A 24,217-nucleotide genomic window follows, 5' to 3' on the forward strand; every position below is an offset into this window, starting at 1 on the left:
AGGTGCTGTTAGCGATAAAGAAATTTCATAAACACAAAGGCGAATCTCCCATGGCAGACCCCAAAGAATTTGATTCTCCCTACCCTGTAATCGGACAACTGGCACTCAAGCACGGGCTTGTTGCAAAAGAGGCCCTTGACCTTGCCTGGAAAGCGTGCATGGAAACCAGCGAACCTGTCTCTGCATTGGCCGACTATCTCCTGGCCCATCAGCTGGTTTCACCCCTTGACATGAAACGAATTTTAACCGCCTCCCGGGCCATGAAAATGCGAAGAAAGGACGTAAAATTCGGCACCCTTGCCATTGAAAAAGGGTACATCTCAACCGGCCTGCTCAAGCTTGCCCTTGACCAGCAAAAACAGGAACTGATCCAGAACAAGCGCTCCAAACTCCTGGGAGACATACTGGTGGAAGCCGGCATGATAACCACACGCCAGTGCAACGACATATTAAAGGAACAAAACCGGCTCAAAAAGTCCAACCAGGACACCGGGGAACAAGCCCTCCCCTCCCCGGAATCGTCCCCAAAAATAGAGAAACTGTTCACCCAGGGCTTCAACCCGACCACTGCCGCATCCCTTGAACGTGGAATGACACTGACCTTTGCCAAGGACGCCATTGCCGCCTTTCTCTCCAAAACCGATGACTTTGACGAAACGATTACTGTCCAGGAGATAAAGAAACTGCTTGCAAGACATTACATTGTCTTTGGCATTGTGGACGATACCCTGATCAACGGTTTTATCAAATCCAAAGCATTTAAGACAAAACCTTTCCGGGTTGCCCTTGGCATTAAACCCCAAAGGCCGGTGGATGCCGTTGTTAAATATTTTTTTATCACCAACCGGCTCAAAGTCGGAGAAATAGACGAAAAAGGCAACATTGATTTCAGGGAAAGGGGAAAAATCCCCAGGGTGGCAGCCGACGATATCCTTGCAGAAAGGATTCCCCCCCTGGAAGGGGTTGCTGGAAAAAACGTTTTTGGAAATAACATGCCCGTTCCCCCTGCCCGGGACATCAAACTCAAATACAAACGAGGTGCAAAATTCTCCAGGGACGGATTAAAGATAATCGCCAGAATCGATGGAGAACCCAAGCTCTCCTGGTCGGGCAGCATCAGCGTGCTGGATGAAATTATAATCGACAATGTCGATTATGAGACCGGCCATATTGACTACCCTGGAAACGTCAAGATCAAGGGGTGTATCCAGAATGGTTTTAAGGTTACCGGTGAAAATATCAGGGCCAATGAAATTGACGGCGGTATTATCCATGCTGACGGAAACCTCAGCGTTGGCGGCGGCATCAATGAGGCCGTTATCTACGCAAAGGGAAAGATCTGGGCAAAATTTATTCACAAATCAACCATCCGCTGCCTGGGTGACATTTTCACGACCAAGGAAATTGTAGAATCAACCATCGAAACAGGCGGTGCCTGTATCATCAATCAGGGTTCCATCATCGCATCAACCATCACCGCAAAAATGGGAATTAAGGCCCGGCATGTGGGTACGGAACGATCTATTCCTTCGTCCTTAATAGTCGGTAAGGACCTTTTTGTTCTCAAGGAGATTGCAGCACTAAAGAAAAAAATCATCCGGATCAGACAGCAGATCATGGATGCCGGAGAAAAAAAACAGAACCTGGAAGCCAAACTCAGAAGGGAACAGGAAAACGCCTCACGGCTTGCCCATATAGAGGAGAATTCCATGGCCATGCAGAAAGAAACCCTCACCCAGATTGCCTCCCTTAACCCGGTTAAGAATCAGGATGAGCTCAATCTTATGCGAACCAGACTCCAGACACTCAAACAGGAGGCATCCGAGGCCCAGGAAGCGCTTTCCCTGGGCTTTGAAACCGTTGAACGGGTGACCGAAGAACGAAAGATTCTCCTCAAGACACTCAGTGCTCAAATGGAACAACTTGAAGACCTGATCCAGGAGTTGATAAATTTAAAAAAATGGACCAGGGAAAATCCCGGAATTGCCCTGGTGGATGTCACCGGGTCCCTGATGGCAAAAACAAGTATCATGGGCCACCACGCTGAACTCAAAGTCAAACGGGACCTTCAAAGAACCACTATCAGGGAAATCATGCTGACCAGTCCGGGTAAAGATCAGACACAGGACAAATGGGAAATGCAGATCACCCCTGGTTGACGGTTGATTTTGAATCGCGCAGTCCGTCACGTATGGCAAGGATCTTGCGATCCTTTTCTTTCCACAACCTGTTGATCCAGGTGCAGAAATCGTCCCTAAAGGTTGAATTGTTAAAAAAATCTCCAGTCATCTCGCTGGTCACGGGCAGCACCTCCACATCCAGGACAATACGCCTGACCCTTCCTGAGATAAACCCCCAGAACGAATCCGCCCCGTCAGGATAGACAATGGTAACGTTTACCACCTTGTGGAGGCAGTCCCCCATGGCGCCGAGCACAAAGGCAACGCCGCCGGCCTTTGGTTTTAAAAGGGATTTAAATTCTGATCCCTGGGCACTGTGCTTGAGTTCAGAAAACCGTGTCCCCTCGACAAAATTCATCACTGAAACGGGAATGGTTTTGAATTTTTCACAGGCCCTGCGGGTACGTTTAAGATCGTTACCCCTTAAATGGGGATGTTTTTCAAGAAATTTCTTTGAATACCGCTGCATAAAAGGAAAATCCAGGGCCCACCAGGCAAGGCCCAGAAACGGCACCCAGATCAATTCCTTTTTAAGAAAAAATTTTAAAAACGGAATTCTTCGGTTAAACACCGTCTGGAGCACCAGAATATCTACCCAGGATTGATGATTTGAGATAACAAGATACCAGCCATTGGGATCAAGATCAGAAACACCCCGTACATCCCACTCAATGCGGTTAAAAAACTTGGAGGTAAGTGAATTAATTGTAATCCACAAACTGCTGATACCTATCAGAAGCCTGTCGCACTGACGGGTAAACCATGGAATGGGAATCACAAACTTGAAAAAGGCCACCAGAAAGATAGCAGAGCACAGCACAATCGTATTGATGAGATAGAGCAGAAACGAGAGTCCGCCCTTTAAAAATCCCGGTAAAAAATCAACCATGGGTACCACTCCTTAGAAATCGTTCTACCTTAAAGTATCGCCATTTGCCTTGTGGGCGTCAATATATTTTTTTACGGTTCTTCTGTCAAGCCCGGTCTGTTTAGCCACCTGTTCGTAGGTACCGTGACGCTGATAAAGCAGGAAACAATAGCCTGAGACCAGTTCTGGAACCGACAACGCACCGGTTTGAATTCCCTTGATTAAGGTTGACCCCATTTCCTCTTTTGTTGACTCTTTTCTCCCCTCATAACTTCTGCGCAGAACCACCCTTCTCACACACTGCTCAAGCTCCCGGACATTCCCAGGCCAGGAGTACGAGGAACCCAGCTCCCGGTTGATCACCCGAAGTACACGACTGGTAAGCTCTTCCGGGGCAGTTCCTGTCATTCGCGTCACAGTGAAAGACAAAAGATCCACAAGTTCAGTGGAATCCTGACTGATCCGTTCCCTTAACGGTGGCACCTCAATGATGTCCGAACATAGCCTGTAGTAAAAATCGTCCCTGAACACCTCTCCCCGGTGGATGGCAGAAACAGACCGGTTGGTGGCCCCAATGACCCTGCCCTGGAACCGGGATCTAACATGACTTCCAACGGGGGTAAAAGATCTCTCCTGGAGCACCTGGAGAAGCTTGATCTGAACATGGTCAGACACCTCTCCGATTTCATCCAGCAGGATAGACCCATGGGGACTGCACCGGTCGAACACCCCCTGGTAGTCGTCCACAGCACCGGTAAAGGCCCCTTTCCTGTGACCGAACAGCTCAGATTCCAGCAGGGTTTCAGGGAACTGGGACAGATTCAACGAGGAAAAGGCCCGGGTAAAACTGACTGAAAATCGTTTCTTCCCCGGATCAAAGGGGATGTAACCGCTCCGCCCCACAGCCATTGCAGCGGTTCCCTTGCCCGTACCTGTCTCTCCAAGGATGAGGGTGGAAAAATCCTCCATCCGGTTCCACAGGTAACGATCATACAGCCCGATATCGTTGGTAAATACATTATTCCACAGGTTGCGACGAAGGGTTTTCATGCACTGACTGTTGCCCACAAGGGAATGGGAAATGAAAAAAAAGGCCCGTCTGAGTTGATAGGACAGGGCAAAGTAGTGGAGGATCTCCTGTTCCGGGATGCCTCTTTTGCGAATCATTTCCATGGCCTGATCGGCAAAGGGAACCGGCACTGATTCATCTCCTGAACGAATCTGCTCTTTAATAAGAAGGTCAAACCGCTCCCGGTACTTGTAAAACACATCAAACAGAAATACCGTCTTGATAATGGTCCTGTCCTGCCCCCTGAACGCATCAAGATGACCTCTCCCCTCCCGGTCCAGATGTTCGATCCGCCGATTAATCTCCAGGATATAGCGGTCGGCGGTTGCCCCCCTGTCAAGCCCTGGAAAATGGCCGGCAATCCTTAAATCCAGCCGCTCCCTTAATTCGCTGAAGGGATTGGCAAAGGCCGCATGGTATACCATCCTGAAAAAGGCCCGTTCCTCAACACTCAACCGCTCTTTTTTCATTTTGCCTCCGATCATTCAATGTACAGGACATGTTCAATTAATGCACAGACCCGCCAGAAATAACACACCCCACCGCCAAGTACAACCATTAAATATTCATATAATTACAGACAGATACAATCTATCCTCCCATACTGGCACAATAAATGTATTCAGTTGTCCCCAGGTGAAACATATTTTATACAAAACACCCACAAAAGCATCACCTGTGGAGAGGTTTTAAATTACGCTGTGGTCAGAGCAGAATCCATGCTCCAGCCATGCCGTTTATTAGGGCAGACCAGGGGCCATTGGCCCCATTTATAACAGATACAAATGGAGAGAGACAACCCATGATAACAAGGCTTTTCAACTCAAGACTTCCGCTTATGGTCTACAATCCTGCCAAGGTATTTTCTTTGGATTTTTTCATCAACGCATACAGGGCCGGTGCCCTGCCCGTGTTTGACACTGAGTTCATGTTGGACCATGACATCCTGGAAGGGATCAAAAGACTTGCCACAGCCAACATCCTCTTTGGCGTAAGAGTTGTGGGGCCCAGCCAAACCCTGCTCAACAATATCAAAGCGTTGGATCTTACCAACCTCAACTGCCTTGTACTTCCCTTTTCCGGAACTGACAACCCTGACGAATTCAAGGAAAACCTTGAAGGTTTTTTTGAAACAAAAATCATCCTTGAAGTCCGGGAGATCAGCATGAACAAGGCCATTGAGACCGTGGATCCCCATGGGCTTGTTCTCAGGGGCAACGAAGCCTGTGGAAGGGTCTCAAACTTTTCCGCCTTTATCCTCATGCAGTGGTATCTGAAAAACCAGGCAAGACCCGTCATCATCCACGGTGGCGTAGGGCGTTATACGGCCGCAGGAATGTTTGCCGCCGGCGTAAGCGGTGTCGTGTTAGACAGCCAGTTATGGTTGAGCAAGCAGAGCCCCCTGTCTGAAAACTTTAAAAAGCTACTTGCCACGGTTGACGAAAGCGACTCCCTTGAGATCATCCTTGACAACCATACACGTTACAGAGTCTTTGCCAAACTTGGAACAAAAATTGCCCGGGACCTCAAGGAGAGAGCCATTATCCTTGTAGATGACAACCAGGCAGGAGAGACCCTTTACAGGGAGATCGGCGAACAACTCACGGCCCTTGACGATGACACGACAACCCCTGTCCAGAGCCTGTTTTACCTTGGCCAGGACGCCTTTTTTGCCAAGGATTTTTCCCGGGATTCAACAGACCTTGATACGATCATTTCAACCTTTTTCACGACCATCGGCCGCAACCTGGACCTTGTGGACCGGTTTGATCCCATGCAACCGGGAACGGCCCTTGCCGAAGAACATGGCACCCGGTTGCCCCTGATCCAGGGTCCCATGGCAAATATCACTGACAATACAGACTTTGCAAACCAGGTGCTTGAAGCAGGGGCCCTTCCCTTTTTCGCAGTGGGCAGCCTTCCCGAGACCCTTGCCGACACCATGCTCAACAACGCCCATACAAAGGTGAAGACCTTTGGCGCAGGGCTTGTTGGCATCCGGGCCTTTAATCCAGCCATCGAAAGCCACATGGAGATGGTTAAAAAATATAAAGTTCCGTTTGCTCTTTTTGCAGGGGGAGGGGCCTCCCAGGCCCAGGCCCTTGAAAAGGAAGGAACCAAAGTCTATCTACACACCCCGTCGATCTCCATGCTCAACAGTGCCGCAAAAAACAACTGCACCCGTTTCATCCTTGAGGGCAGGGAGGCCGGCGGCCACGTCGGATCCCTGTCAAGCTTAGTGCTGTGGGAGGCTGGCGTCTCAAAGCTTCTCAACGGTACAGATTTTGATCTGGGCAACCTGAGCCTTGTCTTTGCAGGGGGCATTTCAACACGGTACGGCTCCTGGTTCATATCGGGCCTTGCATCGGTTCTTGCCGAAAAAGGTGTAAAAATAGGCATCCAGGTGGGAAGCGCCTATCTATTTTCACAGGAGATCGTTAAAACCGGAAGTATCAAAGCCCAGTACCAGGAAATTATCTCCAAGGAAAACGAGACCATGGTGATCGGTGAAAGCGTTGGGCTTGCTTCCAGAACAGCCCCCAACGAGTTTGCCCGGATGATGATTCAGACGGAACGACAGATGATCCAGGACCACAAACCCCTGGAACAACGCAAACGATCTTTTGAAAAAAGAAACATCGGCTCACTGCTCATCGGCGCCAAGGGGTTTCTGCCCGACTTCAAAAAACCCGGGAAAAACAATTTCACCTATTTTGAGGGAGCCGAGCAGCTGAACCGGGGCAACTTCCTTGTGGGGGAAAGCCTTGCCTATTTTAACAACCCGATTTCCCTGGCCGACATCCACGCAACATTGTTTGACCATAAAAAGGGCCTGATCCAGAACCTGGGCGCCCTGGAAATTTTCTCGTCTGACCAGAACAGCATTAACGATGAAATAGCCGTCATCGGCATGGGATGCGTCCTTCCGGGGGCAAAATCACCCGAAGAACTATGGACGGCAATCCTTGAACGGCGCTACAGCATTCGAGAAATGCCGGAAACCCGCATGCGCCGTGACCTCTACTATGATGCGGACAAAAGTGCCGAGGACAAGAGCTACACCCTGCTTGCCGGCCAGGTTGAAGATTATACCTTTGACCATGAACGGTTTGGGTACACCCCGGAAAAGGCAGCAAATCTCTCACGAAGTCAGCAGATGCTCCTGGATGCCACCTACCAGGCTGTTGAAGCATCCGGGTATCTTGGCAAAGACAATCATTTTCAATGTGAGGATCCGGAACGAACCGCCGTGATCGTTGCCACCTGCCTTGGCAACGAACTTGGCAACAACCTTCAGCTGAAGTATCACTTTCCAGAAATCGTGGCCATGCTTCAACGAACCGAAGCCTATTCAACACTCACGGACCAGGAAAAGAAGACGATCAAAGACCAGCTTCAAACCGGTCTTGAGGCTGATAATCCCGGCTATGACCCAGTCCACGGAATGCTGCTCAACATCGAGGCATCCAGGGTGGCAAAACACCTGGGAGTCAGGGGAACCAACTATGTAGTGGATGCGGCCTGTGCCTCATCGTTTACCGCCATTGATGCGGCCCAGGGCGAACTTTTGTCAGGGGAGGTGGACCAGGTAATCGTTGGCGGTGTCAACACCCATCTTGCCCCGGAGTCATTTGTGGGGTTCTGCAAGATGGGCGCACTTTCAGCAAAGGGGTCCTTTCCATTTGACGAGCGGGCCGACGGTTTTGTCCTGGGAGAAGGCGCCACCACCTTTATCCTCAAACGAATGAAAGACGCCATAAGGGACAAGGACAATATCCTCGGCATCATCAAGTCCGTGGGGTCAAGCTCCGACGGCAAGGGTAAGGCCATTGCAGCCCCAAACAAGGCCGGTCAGATTTTCTCCCTTGAGCGCTGCTTTGAACGGATGAAATCCGACGTCAAACCATCGGACATCGACTTCATCGAAGCCCACGGTACAAGTACCATCATGGGTGACCAGGCAGAGATTGAGACCCTCAAAAACTTTTACAAGGGGTGCAAGGTTGGCATAAGTTCCCTCAAATCCCAGATTGGCCATCTTCTGGGCGGTGCCGGGGCTGCAGGACTTGCCAAGGCCATCCTGGCCGTCAAGAACGGCATACTTCCCCCCAACGGTCAATTCAAGCGCCTTTCATCCAACCACAACCTTACGGATACCGACCTCTATATCATTGAAGAGCAGAAGCCCTGGATCACCCAAAACAACGCCACAAGAAAGGCCGCCGTCAGCGCCTATGGATTTGGCGGCATCAACTATCACCTGGTGGTGGAAGAGTCCCGATCCGACTACCAGCCCGTGGAAAGGTCCATTTTCAAGGACACCGACTATGACTTTAACGACGACAGGATTGTCATGGCAGGGGTCGGGGTCTGCCTTCCTGGCGCAGGTAACTGCGAAGCGTTCTGGGAACGCCTTGAGAGCGGGGAAAAACAGCTCTCACCCATCCCGGAAGATCGGTTCTCCAACGACGTCTATGCCAGTTTTGACAAGGATTCCATCTACTACCTGCCCAAGGTAAAGGCTGGTGTGATAACCGATTTCAAATTCAACAACGCCAAATACCGAACACCCCCTAAAACGGTCCGCTCCCTTGAACGGGGCCAGCTTTTCGGGCTGGACGCGGCCGACGAAGCCATCACCCGGTCAAACCTTGGGCCCCTGCTTGCCCTGGGCAACCGCACGGGCGTCATCCTTGGAACGATCCCCGGCGAACGTCAGAACAAAAACATACTAAGGGTCAGAAAACTCCTGGTGGCTGAAATTGTGGCAAAAACCCCAGGGGTTGAAAAGGCCCAGGCAGTTGCCGATGAGCTCCTGGCCACCATAAGGGAAACGATCCCGGCAAACAACGAAGACACCACCCCGGGACTTTTATCGAACATCATTGCCGGCAGAATCGCCAACCACTTTGGCCTGAACGGGGCCAACTACGTGGTTGATGCATCCTGCGCCTCATCTGTGATCGCCATGCGAAACGGAGCCAGAAGTCTCCGGTTCAAGGATCTTGACTATGTGCTTGTGGGCGGTGTTGACGCAAACCTCTATCCGGCCGTACTCATGGCCTTTAAACGCCTGGGCCTTTTGTCCGACGATGAGTGCAATTTCTTTGATTCAAGGGCCAAGGGGTATGTCATGGGAGAAGGGGCTGCCATCCATGTGCTCACCACCTACAAAAAGGCCAGGGAGAACAACATGCCCATCCTGGCCGAACTTAACGGGATCACCGTTAAATCAAGCGTCCCTGATCATTTGCTGGCACCCTCGGAAAACACCTTTGTGCGCACCATCAACCAGTGCTATCAAAGGACAAACATCCGCAAGCAGGAGATCAATCACCTGGACCTGTTTGCCTTTTCCAACATCCTTGGGGACATGATCGAACGACAGGTAACTGAAAAATGTTTTACCACCCCCCTTTACTGCGGTAATGTCAAACCCCAGTTTGGTTATTTCAAGGCCGCTAACCCTGCCGTTGCCCTGGCAAAGCTTGCCCTGATGAACAACCGGAGAGTGGTGCTGCCCGACTTTAATTTTTCACCTGACCACTCGACCATGGCAAAGAGTAAGACGCTCAAGCACTGCGATGGGATGATCACCATCAAGGGCGACAGGCCGGTTCGGTTTGCCTCAAATGTTAACGGCATCGGTGGCAACCACTGCCACACCATCATCACCACCCTGCCGGCCTCACTGGTAAAAATGAATTCTCCGGCATCAGATTCAACCGCTGTCACAGCGGCCATTGACATCCAGGCCCATCCCCCTGCAACAGCCGTGTCCTACTCGGCAGACAAACAGGGAAAAAAACAACGGATCGTGGCCCTTGTTTCCGGACAGGGTTCCCAGCGACCGGGCATGATGAAGGCATTGTACGAGAAAAATGCCGACATCCGCAGAACCATGGACCAGGGAGAAAAAATATTCCTCAACGAACGGGGCTATTCCCTGCTTGAAATCATGTTTGGCAAGGATAAAAGGCTCAACCTTACGGAAAACACCCAACCGGCTGTATTTCTCTCGTCTGCGGCCCTGTTTCACCACCTTGCAGCCCAGGGATTTAACCCTGATCTTTTTATCGGTCACAGTGTGGGCGAATACACAGCCCTTTACTGCAGCGGAATGCTTGACTTTGATGATGCCATGCGACTGATCATCAAACGAAGCGACCTCATGGGCCAGGCGAGCCTGAAACATCCCGGCAAGATCATGGTGGTCTTTAAAAACGAACGGGATACGGCAACATTGATCCGTGAATCGTTTCTGTCACAGATCTACATCACCAACAAAAACAGCGAAAACCAGACAGCGGTGTCCGGCAAGGCCGACGCCATTGACGCATTCTGCACCTTTCTTGCTGAAAAAGGAGTTGTTCATAAACGGCTGGATCTTTCAGGGGCCTTTCACACCCCGCTGTTCAACGAGGCGGCAAGGGAACTCAGGGAATTTCTCGACACCCTTGTCTTTAATGAAACCCGCTTTGACAGGATTGTGTCAAACGTTACAGCCAGGCCCTACCCTGAAAACCGAAAGCAGGTAAAAGATCTTCTGGCCCGCCAGATAACAAGTCCTGTTGAATTCATTGGTTCCATCGAAGAGGTCTATGCTGCAGGCAAGACCCACTTTATTGAAATCGGTCCGTCCCGGCTTCTGGTCAACCTGTTAAAGAACATCAACATTGTCGATTACAAGACGGCCGTCACCATTGACGCCAGAAAGGGAGAAATCGAAAGCTTCAAGGAATGTAAAAACTACCTTAAATCCATTAACAGCATCTTCACCAGACGCCACATGGCACCCCAACCCAAGGACCAGCCGGAACAGACCCGGTCAGACAACACCCAGGCCCCTGTGGCCGGTGAGAGCCGTACCGGACTTCTCCATGACAGCCCAAATGGATCTGATCAGATTGCCATGGATCTTGATTTTGCAACCTTTAAGCTGGAAAACAAGGCCATGGCCGATAAGCTTTTCTATGAAGAGTACCTTCGCCAACAACAGGAAGCGGCCATGGATGCGGTCAGACGGTTCAACTTCATCACTGAACCCATTGTGATCTCAGGGGTGTCAGTGGGCCTTCCGGGCAAGGGCAAACGGGTCTTTGCCAAGGATAACTTTGACCAGATCCTTGCCGGAACCAATTTTATCGAGCCCCTTGACCTGGAAGACCAGAAACGAATCACGGACAAGAACATCACACGGCTGTTTAAGCAGCCCGACGGCAATGCAAGGTTCATGGAGATCACCCGCACCGAGGATGTGATCCACCTGGCTGGCCAGCTGGGCTACTTTGACCTCACCGACGAGTACGGCATCAAGGCCCAGTACGATGTGAGCATGTCCCTTGCCGTTGCCGCAGGCATAGAAGCCCTCAAGGATGCAGGAATTCCCCTGGTGATGCAGTATAAAAAAGCATCCACCGGAACCCGGATGATCCCGGACGGATTTGCCCTGCCAAAGGAGATGCAGGAAGATACAGGTATCATCATCACCTCGTTGTTTCCCAACTCCGAGACCCTGATCAACGAGATGGAAAAATACCTCTACGATAAGCTCTACCTCAAGCCCTATGAGGCATTTGAAAATATCTACTACTACCTCATGCAGGAAATCAAGGAAATCACGGTCAAAGAACGACTCACGGACTGGTTTTTCAAGATCAAGTCAAACAAACGAACAGATCTTGGAGCCTACACCTTTGATCGGAATTTCCTTGCCAATCACTGTCCCCTGGGAGCGGCCCATCTGGCCCAGATCATCCGGGCCAAGGGACCCAACACCCTGGTGTCAAGCGCCTGCGCCTCAACCACCCAGGCCATGGGCATTGCCGAAGACTGGATCCGGGTCGGTCGGTGCAAACGGGTTCTTGTGGTGGGTGGAGAAAATGCAACCTCAAAGGCCCAGAATCAGTGGGTGGGCTCGGGCTTCCTTGCCCTTGGGGCCGCAACGGTTAAAAAACGGGTTTCCGAGGCAGCCAAACCCTTTGACACGGATCGTAACGGAACCATCCTGGGCAGCGGGGCCGTCGGTATCCTCGTTGAAAGACAATCAACAGTCAAGGCAAGGGGAATGAACGGTCAGGCTGAGATTCTTGGCACCCACATGGCCAACAGCGCCTTTCACACCTTTAACATTGACGTTCCCCACATGGCAAGTGAGATGCAGCGATTCATCCACATGGTCGAACAGCGCCACAACCTGAAGACCGAAGAATATGCAGACAAGATGCTGTTCATGTCCCATGAAACCTACACTCCGGCCCGGGGCGGCAGTGCAGATGCTGAAGTGACGGCTCTCAATGCCACTTTTAAAGAGCATACCAAAAAAATCTGCATCTCCAACACAAAGGGCTTCACCGGCCACACCCTCGGGGCCGCCGTGGAGGATGTGGTTCTGGTCAAGGCCCTTCAGTACAGAAAGGCCCCACCCATTGCCAACCTGAAAAATATTCCAGACCATTTTAAGGAACTCAATTTCTGCAGGGGTAATGCCATTGATGCCGAATATGGTCTTCACCTTGCTGCGGGCTTTGGCTCCCATTTTGCCTTTGTCTTTGTCCGGCGCATCCAGGAGAATACCTTTACCAACAACCCGGCCTACACGGCCTGGCTGGAAAAAATCAGCGAATCAAAAGGTCCTGAGCTCAAGATCATCGACAACACCCTCTGTCTTGTGGAGGGCGGCACATTACCGGATCTTGACGGCAGAAAGAAGGCCACAATAAAAACAGGCAGTCCTGCCCAGCAAGACATCCGGACTGAAACGCCTGACCCGTTAAGACAAGATCGCCCAATGGAAACAACAGTTCTCAAGGAATCTGTACAAACAGCCATGCCAACGGCAACTGCAGCATCGGCTACCGGCAAAACACTGGAAACGGTGAAAAAGATCATTGCCGAGCAGACCGGTTACACAACGGACATGCTTGAATCGGATCTGGACCTTGAGGCCGATCTTGGCATTGACACGGTCAAACAGGTGGAAATCTTTGCTAAGGCCGCAAGCCATTTTGGACTCAGCGTGCCCGAAGATTTAAAGCTCAGGGAACTGAACACAATTGAAAAACTTGTCACCTTCCTCGATGCCATGGCAGGGTCCGATGACACTCCGGCTGAAGTCAGCAGCAAACCGTCTACAGCTGAAGTCACAACGCATCCGTCGGAAACCGTTTCCGGAACCCAGGCAACCGAGACCCTTGAAACCGTTAAAAAGATCATTGCCGAGCAGACCGGTTACACCACGGACATGCTCGAACCGGATCTGGACCTTGAGGCCGATCTTGGCATTGACACGGTCAAACAGGTGGAAATCTTTGCAAAGGCCGCAAGCCATTTTGGACTCAGCGTACCCGAGGATTTAAAGCTCAGGGAGCTGAATACCATTGCAAAACTTGTCACCTTCCTTGATGCCATGGCAGGGCCCGACGACACCCCGCCAGAGGGCGGCAACAAACCGTCAAACGACCAATACAAGGCGACGCCATCTGAAGCAAGCCCCGGATCCCAGGCAACAGATACCGTTGAAACGGTGAAAGAAATCATTGCTGAACAGACCGGCTATTCCACGGATATGCTCGAACCGGACCTGGACCTTGAGGCCGATCTTGGTATTGACACGGTCAAACAGGTGGAAATCTTTGCTAAGGCTGCAAGTCATTTTGGCCTTGATGTGCCTGAAGATGTAAAGCTCAGGGATCTTAACACCATTGCAAAGCTTGCCGACCACATGGCCCAGAGATTGAACACGATCACCACGGCAGAGAAAGCGCCGGCAAACCAAGCGCCGGAAAAGGTAACAGCCCCTGAAACAAGTCAGACCGCTGCCACACCTGCGCTTAAAACAGAAGACCTGCCAGGCGGACATGCCCCACTTACACCTGTCAAACGCCTTGTGGTCCGAACAAAAGAGACCCCGAAACCCAGGGCTGGGGGCAACCCGTTTAAGGGAAAGACCGTTGTTGTCACCCTTGACAGCCATGGATTTGCCGACAGCCTGATCAAGGCCGTAGCTGCAAAAAAAGGCCGGGTTATCACCCTGGGACCCAACGACGGGGCCGACATCAAGGTTGACCTGGCTGACCTTAATCAGGTACAGCAGGCCGTCGAGGGGTTAACCAAGCACCATAAATCCATCCATGGAGTGATCCACCTGGCCCATCTTGACGACTACTTTAACAAAGGGGAGGGTCATGCCCTTGTTAACGACCTTGAAACAAACAGGGCTGTTAAATCGCTGTTTGTCATCATAAAGGCCCTGTTTGCCCCCCTTGACCGGCAGGAAAGCCTGATTGCAAGCCTTGGATTTAACTCGGTGGTCTTTCCCTATCAAAGGGATTGCGGCCCCATTCATCCGGGTTCTGCAGGGATCTCCGGTCTGCTCAAGACCGTTGCCAAGGAGATGAGCCACACCCGGGTCAAATTTGTTGATTTTACGGCAGACCCCCATGCAGCAACCGTTGAAAAGACCATTGCCCTTTTCATGGACGAACTGTGCTGCCAGGACAACCGGTGCGAAGTCGGATTCCAGGGGGAAAAACGCCATGTACTGGCCCTTGATCAGCAGATGGCCGTTAAAGGCGCCAGCATGATTCCCAAAGGCGGCACCCTTCTTGTCACAGGCGGTGCCAGGGGGATCACCTATGAAATAATGAAACAGGTGGTCACTATCTATGGAACCGACCTTATCATCCTCGGCAGCAGCGACATTTACGCCCTTGATCCATCGTTCATGGCAGAGGGCCTTGGTGAACCGGAGATCATGGCCCTGGTGAAACCCACAATGCCCAAGGCCCGACCCCTTGAAATCCGCCAGCGGGTCGACAGGATCGTGAAAATGAGGGAGGCTGCGGCAAACCTTGCCCTTCTTGAATCCCTTGGGGCAAAGGTGACCTACCATGCAGTGGATGTGACGGATCTTGACAAGGTCCAAAGGGCCATTGCCGCCCATGAAAGAATTGACGGGGTCATCCACGCCGCAGGGGTTGAGATGAGCCAGTTTATTCCCAAAAAGACCCTCACCGATTTTGAACGGGTCATGGACGTAAAGGTCAAGGGAATGGTCAACCTGCTGACGGCCATGGCAGACAGAGATTACCGCTTCTTCTGCACCTTTTCATCGGTCACGGCAAGATTTGGCAACGAGGGTCAGGCAGACTATACTGCGGCCAACGATTTCATCACCAAATTGGCCCTGGAACAACAGCAGCTTCACCCGGAACGCAAGTTCAAAGTCTATTCATGGACAGCCTGGTCCGGTGCCGGCATGGCAACCCATCCAACGGTAATGAAGGTGCTTGAAGAGCGGGGACTCCAGTTTCTGCCCCTGGACCAGGGAATCCGAGCCTTCATGTCGGATCTTCATGACACAACGGACACGGAAGTTGTGTTCTCAGGACTTGACTACGACTTTGACCGGGACGGCCTGCTGGGGGATCCCCTGAATCCGGACACCCCCTTTCTCGACGACATGGTGTCAAGGGATGGGACAAGCCTTACCTTTGAAAGAACCCTGGATCTTGACCGGGATCTTTTTCTCCTGAACCATGCCATGGGCGATGTGCCCGTATTCCTGGGCGCCACGGGCATTGAGACCCTTGTTGAAGTGGCAACAGCCCTTAGTTCAGCACAAGGCCTAACCACAACAAAAATGCCTGAGTTGAGCAACTTCAAGATCCCCTACGGCATCAAGATCCTCAAACGACGGCCCAAGGAGCTTCTCATCTCAGCCGCTGCAACCCAGAACGACCGCTTTGACTGCACCATCACCTCCCAGTTTAAAAACCCAGGCGGGGTTGCCATGGGTGCGCCAACCCGCCATTACGAAGGGACCCTCAGATTCCTGAATCCTCCGGTGGAAAAAGAACGTATCGATCTGCCTGAGTTCTGTCCGGTAACTTTTGACGGTGAACTTGAAGAGATCGTATACCACCCCAACCGGCTGTTCATGGATGGCCTGTTCAACACCATTGTGGATGTGAACTCATTTGACGGAACCACCCTTGTCACCACGGTCAAAGATTCAAGCGTTCAGCCGTTTTTCAAGGACATTACCGAACCAAAGCTCATCACCCCTGTGGTTCTCATCGATGCCATGTTCCAGACAGGCGGACTCCTGGAGTTCTTTACCTCGTCCCAGACAGTTCTTCCCTATGCCATCGGTCGCATGACAGTCCATGGAAAGGTTGAAAAGGGTAAACCCTATTTTTGTATCACCACAAAGAGCCACTCGGACAAGGAGACCAACACCTACCAGCTGCAGCTTGTGGACGACAGGGGCAATCTCTTTGTGGAGGTGGTTGATTTTCAGATGGTGAGGCTCAATAAACTTGCAGAGGAAGACAGGATCGCCCACAGAATAACCTTTGGAAAAACCGTTTCTGCCTGAACCATGGAGATTGTTGTGGAAGAAACCGTTATGAAAAAAACCATTGTGAAAAGATCCGTTGAGACCCAGCAAACCAGCGCCCCGGTCATAACCTGCTTTGAAGCAGTTCCAGGCGTCAAGGTCTGTTGTATGACCATCACATCTTTTCTTGAGGTGTGCCTGGCTGGAAAGGATTTCACAAATTTTCACACACAACGGAATCTGTCGTTCAAACCAGACTGGTTTTCCAGAGATTTTCTTTCCATGGGGGAAATCGACACGATCAACCGGTTTAAGAGCCTTAAAAAACAGATCGAATGGATGGCAGGGCGGTTTCTGGTGAAAATTATGGTCGAACAGACCTTTGACACTCCAGTTGCCCTGACGGAAATAACCATCGATCACCAGGATCAGGGTGCCCCCTTTTTAAGGGGGTATCCCGATCTCAGAATCTCCATCTCCCATTCGGGTGACTATGCAGGGGTCGCCTTGACCATCCAGACGGATATGGACATGGGGGTTGACATTGAACAAATCGGGAAGGCCCCGGACCCAGGATTCATGAGACTTGCCTTTACCCAGAGGGAGATCCAGGCCATGGAAACGACACCCAGAAAAATTTTCACCCATTGGACGGTGAAGGAGGCCTTTCTGAAGCTGATCAAAAAAGGATTCAACCAGAGTCTTCACCAGGTTGAAATCATTGGCAACACCATCCTGTTCAAGGGAGAAAAAACCCCTGTCACAGTGGTGAGCAGGCCCCTCGGCACCAACTATGCCATCTCTGTTGTCATTGGCGGATCTGGACCTCAACCAATACCTGCCCCCTGACCGTTACAATTAAAATTGCCGGTGCATGAGCCCTCCATGCCGGTGGGTCATGGTCAAAAAAATATCCAACCGATCTCGACTTTTAATACATTAGGTTTGGATCTGCTCGATCATTTAAGGAGAATAAGATTATGACCATTACCGCCATTCTCGGCATTGATCTGTCCGGCCCGACCAATACCAAAGATACCGTTGCAGCCGCCTTTAAACCTGTCAAAGGCGGACTGACCTGCACCGATATTATCACGGAAGGGGGTGACGGGCAGATTCTGTCCCTGGCAGAGAAACTGAACGCTTCAGGCACCCTGGCCGTGGGCCTGGATGCCCCGCTTTCCTACAATCCCGGCGGCGGAGACCGTCCAGCAGACCGGCAACTGCGCCAGACCCTGACCCGGGTCGGCCTCAAATCCGGGACCATCATGCCACCCACCATGAACCGGATGGTCTATCTCACCCTGAGGGGCATGGCACTGGCCCGAATGCTCGAAACGGTGTGCACCGATGTCTTTATTGCGGAGATCCACCCAGCCGGGGCCATGGCATTGCGCAAAGCCCCGGCAGCAGATGTAAGAAATCTCAAATCGGATCAAGAGGCCCGCGCCAGACTTCTGGCATGGATGACAGCCCAAGGGCTATCGGGGATCGAGAAAAAAAAGGATATCAGCGACCATTATGTGGCGGCCTGTGCCGCAGCCCTGGGTATCTGGCATTTAGCCTCAGGCACCCCGGCCTGGCGGTTTGCGCCAGAACCACCCTTCCATCCCTTTAACGTGGCCTGCTGAACGGTTCCCCCCCCTATAAATCTGCCATGGTGATGATGTTGATACCGTGTTGAGCCATCTCTTCCAGGGCCGCCCTTGTGGTATCCACGGAGACTCCCCGACAGAGATCTTTGACAACAAACACCTCAAACCCTCTTTTTGCCGCATCCAGAGCTGTGGCCTTGACGCAATAATCGGTTGCAAGGCCGTAGACGATGAGCCGGGTAATCTTGCCCGCCCGGAGAAGCCTCTCCAGTTCAGTGGAGGTGCCACCCTGGTCCTGGAACCCGGAATAGCTGTCGTAATCTTTGCAGGTTCCCTTTTTTACCACCATGGAAAAAAAGGAGGGGTCCATGAGAATCCCGGCATTTTCACTATCCGCCACACAGTGGGGGGGCCAGAGGGTCTGGGAGAGACCATCAATCTCAACAGTTTCAAAGGGGTGTTTGCCCGGGTGGCTGGTAAAAAACGATACATGGTCCCGGGGGTGCCAATCCTGGGTTGCGAACAGAGTGAATCCTTTTGCTCTAAGGCGCAATGTGACCTGCTCGACGGTTTTAACATAGGTTGAATCCGTGCCGTCCACGGCAAGGGAGCCCTGTTTCAGGGTGGTGAAGTCGCCCTGGAGATCCACGACAATCACCCCGGTGACAGCCCGGGCATCCGGGCTTGGTATTTTTGACATATCCATTGTTGTATCCTTTTGTTCCTTATGACCATAAAACCAGCTAGGAGATCCCAATCCAGTTTTGAATATCTGATCATTGACCCTGAACTCATCCTGGGATGTGGGGAGTCTTGCATGGCCGGGAGCATACGCCGTCCAGGCCCTTAGTCATGGTCAAAAATATATCCCACCGATCGACGGCTTTTAAAGTAGACCGGGTTTTTAGAATCCGCCTCAAAGTATTTTCTGAACCGGACCATGAAATTGTCAACGGTCCGGGTGGTGGTACTGCTTGAGTATCCCCAGCCTGCCGCAAGGAGTTTCTGACGGGAGACGGGTCTTCCACGGTTGGCTATGAACACCTTTAAAAGTTTGATCTCCTGCTCGGTAAGCGCAATGGTGCCGGCCGTTGACCTGGCCTCACAGGTGATGAAGTTGACCTGATTTTCGCCAAAGGTGTAGGTCTCACCTGGAAAGGGCAGATCGTTGTCCTCTGGAGTCTGGTTTTCACCGGCGTACCATGACTTTCTGGCAAGAAGGCGATCAACCCTCAACAGGAATTCGTCAAGGTCAAAGGGTTTGGCAAGGTAATCATCCACACCGCAGCGAAGCCCTCGAACCCTGTCCTCGGCATTGCCCTTTGCCGAAAGAATGAGCACGGGCAGCTTTTCATCCTCGCTGCGAATCTTTTTCAAAACCGTCAACCCGTCAATCATGGGCAGCATGATATCAAGAATGATGAGATCCGGATGCCACTGACGCCACAGCTCCAGGCCTGCAACCCCGTCCGGCGCAATCCTTACCCCATACCCCTGCATATTCAGGTTAAGCTTGATCCCCTCTGCTATGTGCTGTTCATCCTCAATTACCAGGATACGCTTTTTTTCAGCATCTTCCATAAATTTCTCCCCTTAATGTCGCCCGTCTCTTCCCTGGGTGAGGTCAGGGTAAAAGTTGCACCTTCTCCCCTGCCCTGACTTTTAGCTGCAACCTTCCAACCGTGTATGCGGGCAATACTGAACACCAGATAGAGCCCCAGACCGCTGCCCCTGACATGGGCACTGTCGTGCCGTCCTGCCTGGTAAAATTTCCTGAATATTTTACGAATTTCCTTCTTTTCAATACCAATGCCGTTGTCTGAGAAATCGATACACAGTCGCTGCTTGTGGGTACGAAAAAGAATATCCACCCCTGGTTTTTTTGATTCATTGTACTTTTCCGCATTGGACAGAATATTCATGAGAAGCATCTCAAACAAAAGAAGGTTTACCGGATAAACAAAACGCCGATCTTCAGGGTTGCGGATGGTGATGGAAAGGGACCGGAAAAGTGAGCTGTTTTTTTCACAAAAATTTTGTGTCACCTGGACCAGATCCTCATGGTTGAGTTCCGCCCCGTAATTACGACTCTCTATCCTGGCAAGGTTGAGAATGGCGTTGATATTACCGATAAGCCGATTAACATCCCCGAGCATATACCCGGTATATTTTCTGGTGACCTCGGGGGCAAGGGTGTGGCGCATGAAGGTCTCAAGGTAAATCTTAAGCGAGGTGACAGGGGTTTTTAGTTCATGGGTAAAATTATAGATAAAGTTGTGCTGAAGCCTGAAAAGTCGAACCGTACGCTGGTAATAAAAAAACGCCATGAAAATTCCAGCTAGGACCACTGTAATAAGCAGGGTCAGAACCAGAAAAATCATCCCGCTCTTTGATGGAAAAATCTGCCCTGGATCGATGTGAAACTTCTTGATGATCACCTCAAGGGCTGCAGTGATCTCCATGTACCAGGATACGGTGATGACAAGGGCACCTGCAAGGGCCAGGATCGAACAGGCAAAAATAAGAACCGGATGAAGATACCATTTGGAAGATGTCTGAATCTGCACGATGGTCTGGTTACTCCCCGCCGGGGTTGTTCTCCCGGGAAGGGACGGGAATTTCCATGATAAATTCAACCCCCCTGCCTGGGGAACTCTTGCAATGGATGGTGCCGCCAAGGGTCTGGGTCACCAGATTAAACACAATGGACATGCCCAGCCCCGTGCCCCCCCTGCCCCGCATTGTGGTATAAAAGGGATCAAACACCTTGGCAATCTGCTCCAGGGACATGCCCTGTCCAGTATCCTGGTATACAAAAAGGATTTGATCCTGATCATTCTCCCTGTGACGACGAATGTCAATGGTCATTCGCCCTTTTTTACCATCCTTAAACCCGTGGAGCAACGAATTGATCACAAGGTTACTAACAATCTGGGAATAGGCCCCGGGATAGGAAGAGACCTCCATGTCTCCGGAACTTTTCACCTCAACTTCATGGCCGGTTTTTTTAATTTTTGGCCCCAGACTGAGCAACACCTCTCGAATATATGCCTCAAGGTTAAAACATCTTTGTTCCTGACTTGACTGGTCTACGGCAACCTGCTTGAAACTTGAGATCAGTTCCGCTGCCCGTTCCATGTTGATCAATATTGAATGGGCCACCTCGTCAACGGTGGCAAGATAATTTTCAAGATCACTTCGTTTAAGGTCACCTTTGCCATACAGACGCTGAAGCGTTTCTGTCTTTGACTGTAGAAATGATGCAGCCGTAACCCCGATGCCCACCGGGGTGTTGATCTCGTGGGCAACTCCCGCAACAAGTCCCCCCAGGGCCGCCATTTTCTCTGACTGTACCAGCTGATCCCGGGTTCTTTCAAGGGTATCAAGGGATGTTTTTAACCGGGCATTGGCCTTTTCAAGATCCTGCTGGTACTGATTTTTTTCACGAATCAACCGGGCACGCTCAAGTCCCTTACCCACAGCATGAAAGAGCACATTCATGTCCTGGATTGGCTTGATGATGTAGTCCCAGGCACCCAGACGAAGGGCTTCAACCGTGTCTAGGATGTTACCGGCACCCGACACCACGATGATGGGGGTTTCAGGGGAGGTCTTTGTAACAGCTTCAAGCACCTCAAGTCCATCCATTTCCGGCATTCTCAGATCACAGAGCACAAGATCCGGGCGTTGACTTTCAAAAAGTTTAAGCCCATTGCGACCGTCCTCTGCCGCGATGACATCAAACCCGAAATCCTCCAGAAAACTCTTGATGCTTTCCCGGATATAGGGCTCATCATCAATGGTCAAAATTTTAATACCGGTGTTCTCACCCATGCCCCTCTCCTTTTAATACATCCTGAATCATTCTTGAGAGTTCCCCCACCGTAACCGGTTTCATTACAAACCGCCGGATTCCAGCATCAGTGGCTTTTTCTTCGTTAACCTCCCCGGGATAACCGCTGCAAAGAATAACAGGCAAGTCAGGTTTTACACAAAGCATGCCGCGGCTCAGATCAACGCCTGTCATGTGGGGCATGGTCTGATCTGTGATCGCAAAATCAATTTTTTCAGAATTGTTCCTAAAAAATTCAAGGGCCTCCATACCCGAATAATACACGGTGACATCATACCCCAGCGCCTCAAACCCCTCCTTGTACATATCCGCAATATTCCTGTCATCATCCACAACCAGTATCCCCAAGCCCTTTCCCTGGGCATCAAATGGATGGTTTCTCTCAAAGGGCTCGTTCTTTGCCGCAACCTCAACCATGGGAAAGAGGATGGTAAAACATGACCCTTTTCCAGGAACACTCCTGACAAGAACCTCACCATGGTAGCTCTTGACAATCCCATAAACCGTTGCCAGGCCCAGGCCAGTACCCTTGCCCTCTTCCTTGGTGGTATAGTAGGGCTCAAAGATTCTCTCCAGAAACGATTCAGGAATACCACATCCCGTATCCGATACCTCCAGGCAGAGAAACCGTCCCGGCGTGAGTCCCTGGTGGGCCATGGCCTCCTTTTCCCCAAGTGTCTTTTCAAAGAGAGCCACCACAAGCTCTCCGCCAGCATCCTCCATGGCGTGGTAAGCATTGGTGCAAAGGTTCATGATGACCTGGTGGATCTGGGTCAGGTCAGCCTCAATTCGGCCACATTTTCTGTCAATCCGGTCAATGATCTGAATAGTCGAGGGAATGGACCCTTTAAGCAGACGCAGCACCTCCATGGCAATGGGATGAATCTTTACAGGGCGTTTTTTTTCTTCTTTTCTGCGGGTAAACGTCAGAATCTGGTTCACCAGATCAGCTGCCCGCAGGGCTGCTCGATGAATTTTCTCACTTCTGGCAAAGGTGATCCCCCCCGGTTTTGCATCATTCATGAGCATATCGGCATACCCGAGAACAGGGCTCAAGATATTGTTCAAATCGTGGGCAATTCCTCCGGAAAGGGTTCCAATGGCCTCCATTTTCTGGGCTTTTCTGAGCTGGTTTTCAAGGCTCTTCCCCCTTTGTTCCACCTCTTTTCTCTTGGTGATGTCAAGCAAAGAGGCAATGGATCGATCGGTTCCCTGGATCATCCCCACATGGACCAGGACCGAACACTCCTCTTTATTGGCCGTCAGGAACAAAAATTCATACTGCTCAGGAACAGACTCTGCCATATCCACGGTTCTTCTATTTTCATGGTAGGTCATCATCCTTTTAAGATCAGGAGGAGCAACAAAATCCAACCACTTTTTTTTGTCGATGATCTCATGGCGCTTCAACCCGGACAGCTGTTCAAATCCTGTGTTCACCATGGAAAGGGTCATGTCCTTTTCCAGAATGGCCGTGGCCGCCCCTGTGCATTCAAACACTGCCCTGTACAGCTGTTCACTTGCTGCCAGACTCTGGGTCCGATCCCTTACAAGTCTTTCAAGGTGCTCCTGGTATGCCTTGTTTTCCCGTTTAAGCTGGCTCTCTTTAAGACATTTTGTCACGGAATGTAAAAGAACACTCATATCCTGGATCGGCTTGAGAATATAGTCCCAGGCCCCCAGATGAAGCGCCTCGACCACAGCAGAAATGTTTCCCGTGCCGGAAATAACGATAAGGGGGGTATCAGGCGACAGGCGTTTGAGAATCTCCAGCAGCTGGAGACCGTCCATCTCAGGCATGCGAAGATCAAGCAGAACAAGATCCGGTTTTTCCCGTTCAAACTTGTCGATACCGATCCGTCCATTTTCAGCCTCGATCACTTCAAATTCGCAATCTTCCAGGTAGTTGCGAATACTGGTCCGGATAAAGGCTTCATCATCAATGGTCAAAATCCTGATGGTGGTTTTAACTTTCAAATTACCGCCCCCTGGATTTCAAAGCAGGAATCCAGATTCTTTTTATATAACCGGCATGGCCGGAACATGATATCTGCCCTGGCCACAACGAATGATGAAACGCCTCTGTTTGCAATGCTTCGGTGAGTGTTTCATATAACCGGCATGGCCGGAACATGATATCTGCCCTGGCCACAACGAATGATGAAACGCCTCTGTTTGCAATGCTTCGGTGAGTGTTTCATATAACCGGCATGGCCGGAACATGGTATCTGCCCTGGCCACAACGAATGATGAAACGCCTCTGTTTGCAATGCTTCGGTGAGTGTTTCATATAAAAACTCGTATTAATG

The 24,217-nt window shown here is 51.0% G+C and carries 11 protein-coding genes; 4 read left to right on the forward strand and 7 right to left on the reverse strand.

Annotated features, from left to right (window positions below; genetic code table 11):
• Positions 1-50 precede the first annotated feature (50 nt).
• Positions 51-2,159: a FapA family protein gene (locus HRM2_RS15750; RefSeq protein ID WP_015905033.1), complete on the forward strand. Its 2,109-nt coding sequence runs from the start codon at positions 51-53 to the stop codon at positions 2,157-2,159.
• Here HRM2_RS15750 and HRM2_RS15755 read toward each other — a convergent pair.
• Both HRM2_RS15755 and HRM2_RS15760 read right to left on the reverse strand, forming a co-directional pair.
• Entirely contained in the window at positions 2,146-3,069 is a 924-nt protein-coding gene (locus HRM2_RS15755; RefSeq protein ID WP_015905034.1) for an acyltransferase, read from the reverse strand. The two genes, HRM2_RS15750 and HRM2_RS15755, sit on opposite strands and share 14 nt — an antisense overlap.
• 24 nt (positions 3,070-3,093) lie before the next feature.
• Positions 3,094-4,587 carry a sigma-54-dependent transcriptional regulator gene (locus HRM2_RS15760; protein ID WP_015905035.1) on the reverse strand — a complete coding sequence of 498 codons (1,494 nt, stop codon included), beginning with the start codon at positions 4,585-4,587 and terminating at the stop codon, positions 3,094-3,096.
• A gap of 332 nt (positions 4,588-4,919) precedes the next feature.
• On the opposite strand from HRM2_RS15760, the gene HRM2_RS15765 reads away from it, so the two are divergent.
• The 3 genes from HRM2_RS15765 to HRM2_RS15775 all read left to right on the forward strand — a co-directional run bounded on the left by HRM2_RS15765 (position 4,920) and on the right by HRM2_RS15775 (position 18,091).
• Complete coding sequence (locus HRM2_RS15765) at positions 4,920-16,499, forward strand: type I polyketide synthase (RefSeq protein WP_015905036.1); 11,580 nt, start codon at positions 4,920-4,922, stop codon at positions 16,497-16,499.
• Between the two features lie 3 nt (positions 16,500-16,502).
• A complete protein-coding gene (locus tag HRM2_RS15770; RefSeq protein WP_015905037.1) occupies positions 16,503-17,309 on the forward strand; it encodes a 4'-phosphopantetheinyl transferase family protein in 807 nt (268 codons plus the stop codon).
• Between the two features lie 131 nt (positions 17,310-17,440).
• On the forward strand, positions 17,441-18,091 hold the full coding sequence (locus tag HRM2_RS15775) for a DUF429 domain-containing protein (RefSeq protein ID WP_015905038.1): 651 nt from the start codon (positions 17,441-17,443) through the stop codon (positions 18,089-18,091).
• A 13-nt stretch (positions 18,092-18,104) separates the two neighbouring features.
• Here HRM2_RS15775 and pncA read toward each other — a convergent pair whose 3' ends face one another.
• The 5 genes from pncA to HRM2_RS25385 form a co-directional block, all read right to left on the reverse strand.
• Positions 18,105-18,755 (reverse strand): bifunctional nicotinamidase/pyrazinamidase, encoded by a 651-nt coding sequence (gene pncA / locus HRM2_RS15780; protein WP_049770541.1) that lies wholly within the window; start codon positions 18,753-18,755, stop codon positions 18,105-18,107.
• Positions 18,756-18,901: 146 nt separating this feature from the next.
• Positions 18,902-19,636 (reverse strand): response regulator transcription factor, encoded by a 735-nt coding sequence (locus HRM2_RS15785; protein WP_015905040.1) that lies wholly within the window; start codon positions 19,634-19,636, stop codon positions 18,902-18,904.
• Positions 19,603-20,622, reverse strand: coding sequence for a sensor histidine kinase (locus HRM2_RS15790; protein WP_041273316.1), 1,020 nt, complete (start codon positions 20,620-20,622; stop codon positions 19,603-19,605). The genes HRM2_RS15785 and HRM2_RS15790 overlap by 34 nt, the downstream gene beginning before the upstream one ends.
• A 10-nt stretch (positions 20,623-20,632) precedes the next feature.
• Positions 20,633-21,889: a response regulator gene (locus HRM2_RS15795; RefSeq protein WP_015905042.1), complete on the reverse strand. Its 1,257-nt coding sequence runs from the start codon at positions 21,887-21,889 to the stop codon at positions 20,633-20,635.
• Entirely contained in the window at positions 21,882-23,885 is a 2,004-nt protein-coding gene (locus HRM2_RS25385) for a response regulator (protein WP_015905043.1), read from the reverse strand. Before HRM2_RS25385 ends, HRM2_RS15795 begins: the two co-directional genes overlap by 8 nt.
• Positions 23,886-24,217 lie beyond the last annotated feature (332 nt).

Origin of the sequence: Desulforapulum autotrophicum HRM2, from assembly GCF_000020365.1 — a bacterium.
GTDB classification, from domain to species: Bacteria; Desulfobacterota; Desulfobacteria; order Desulfobacterales; family Desulfobacteraceae; genus Desulforapulum; species Desulforapulum autotrophicum.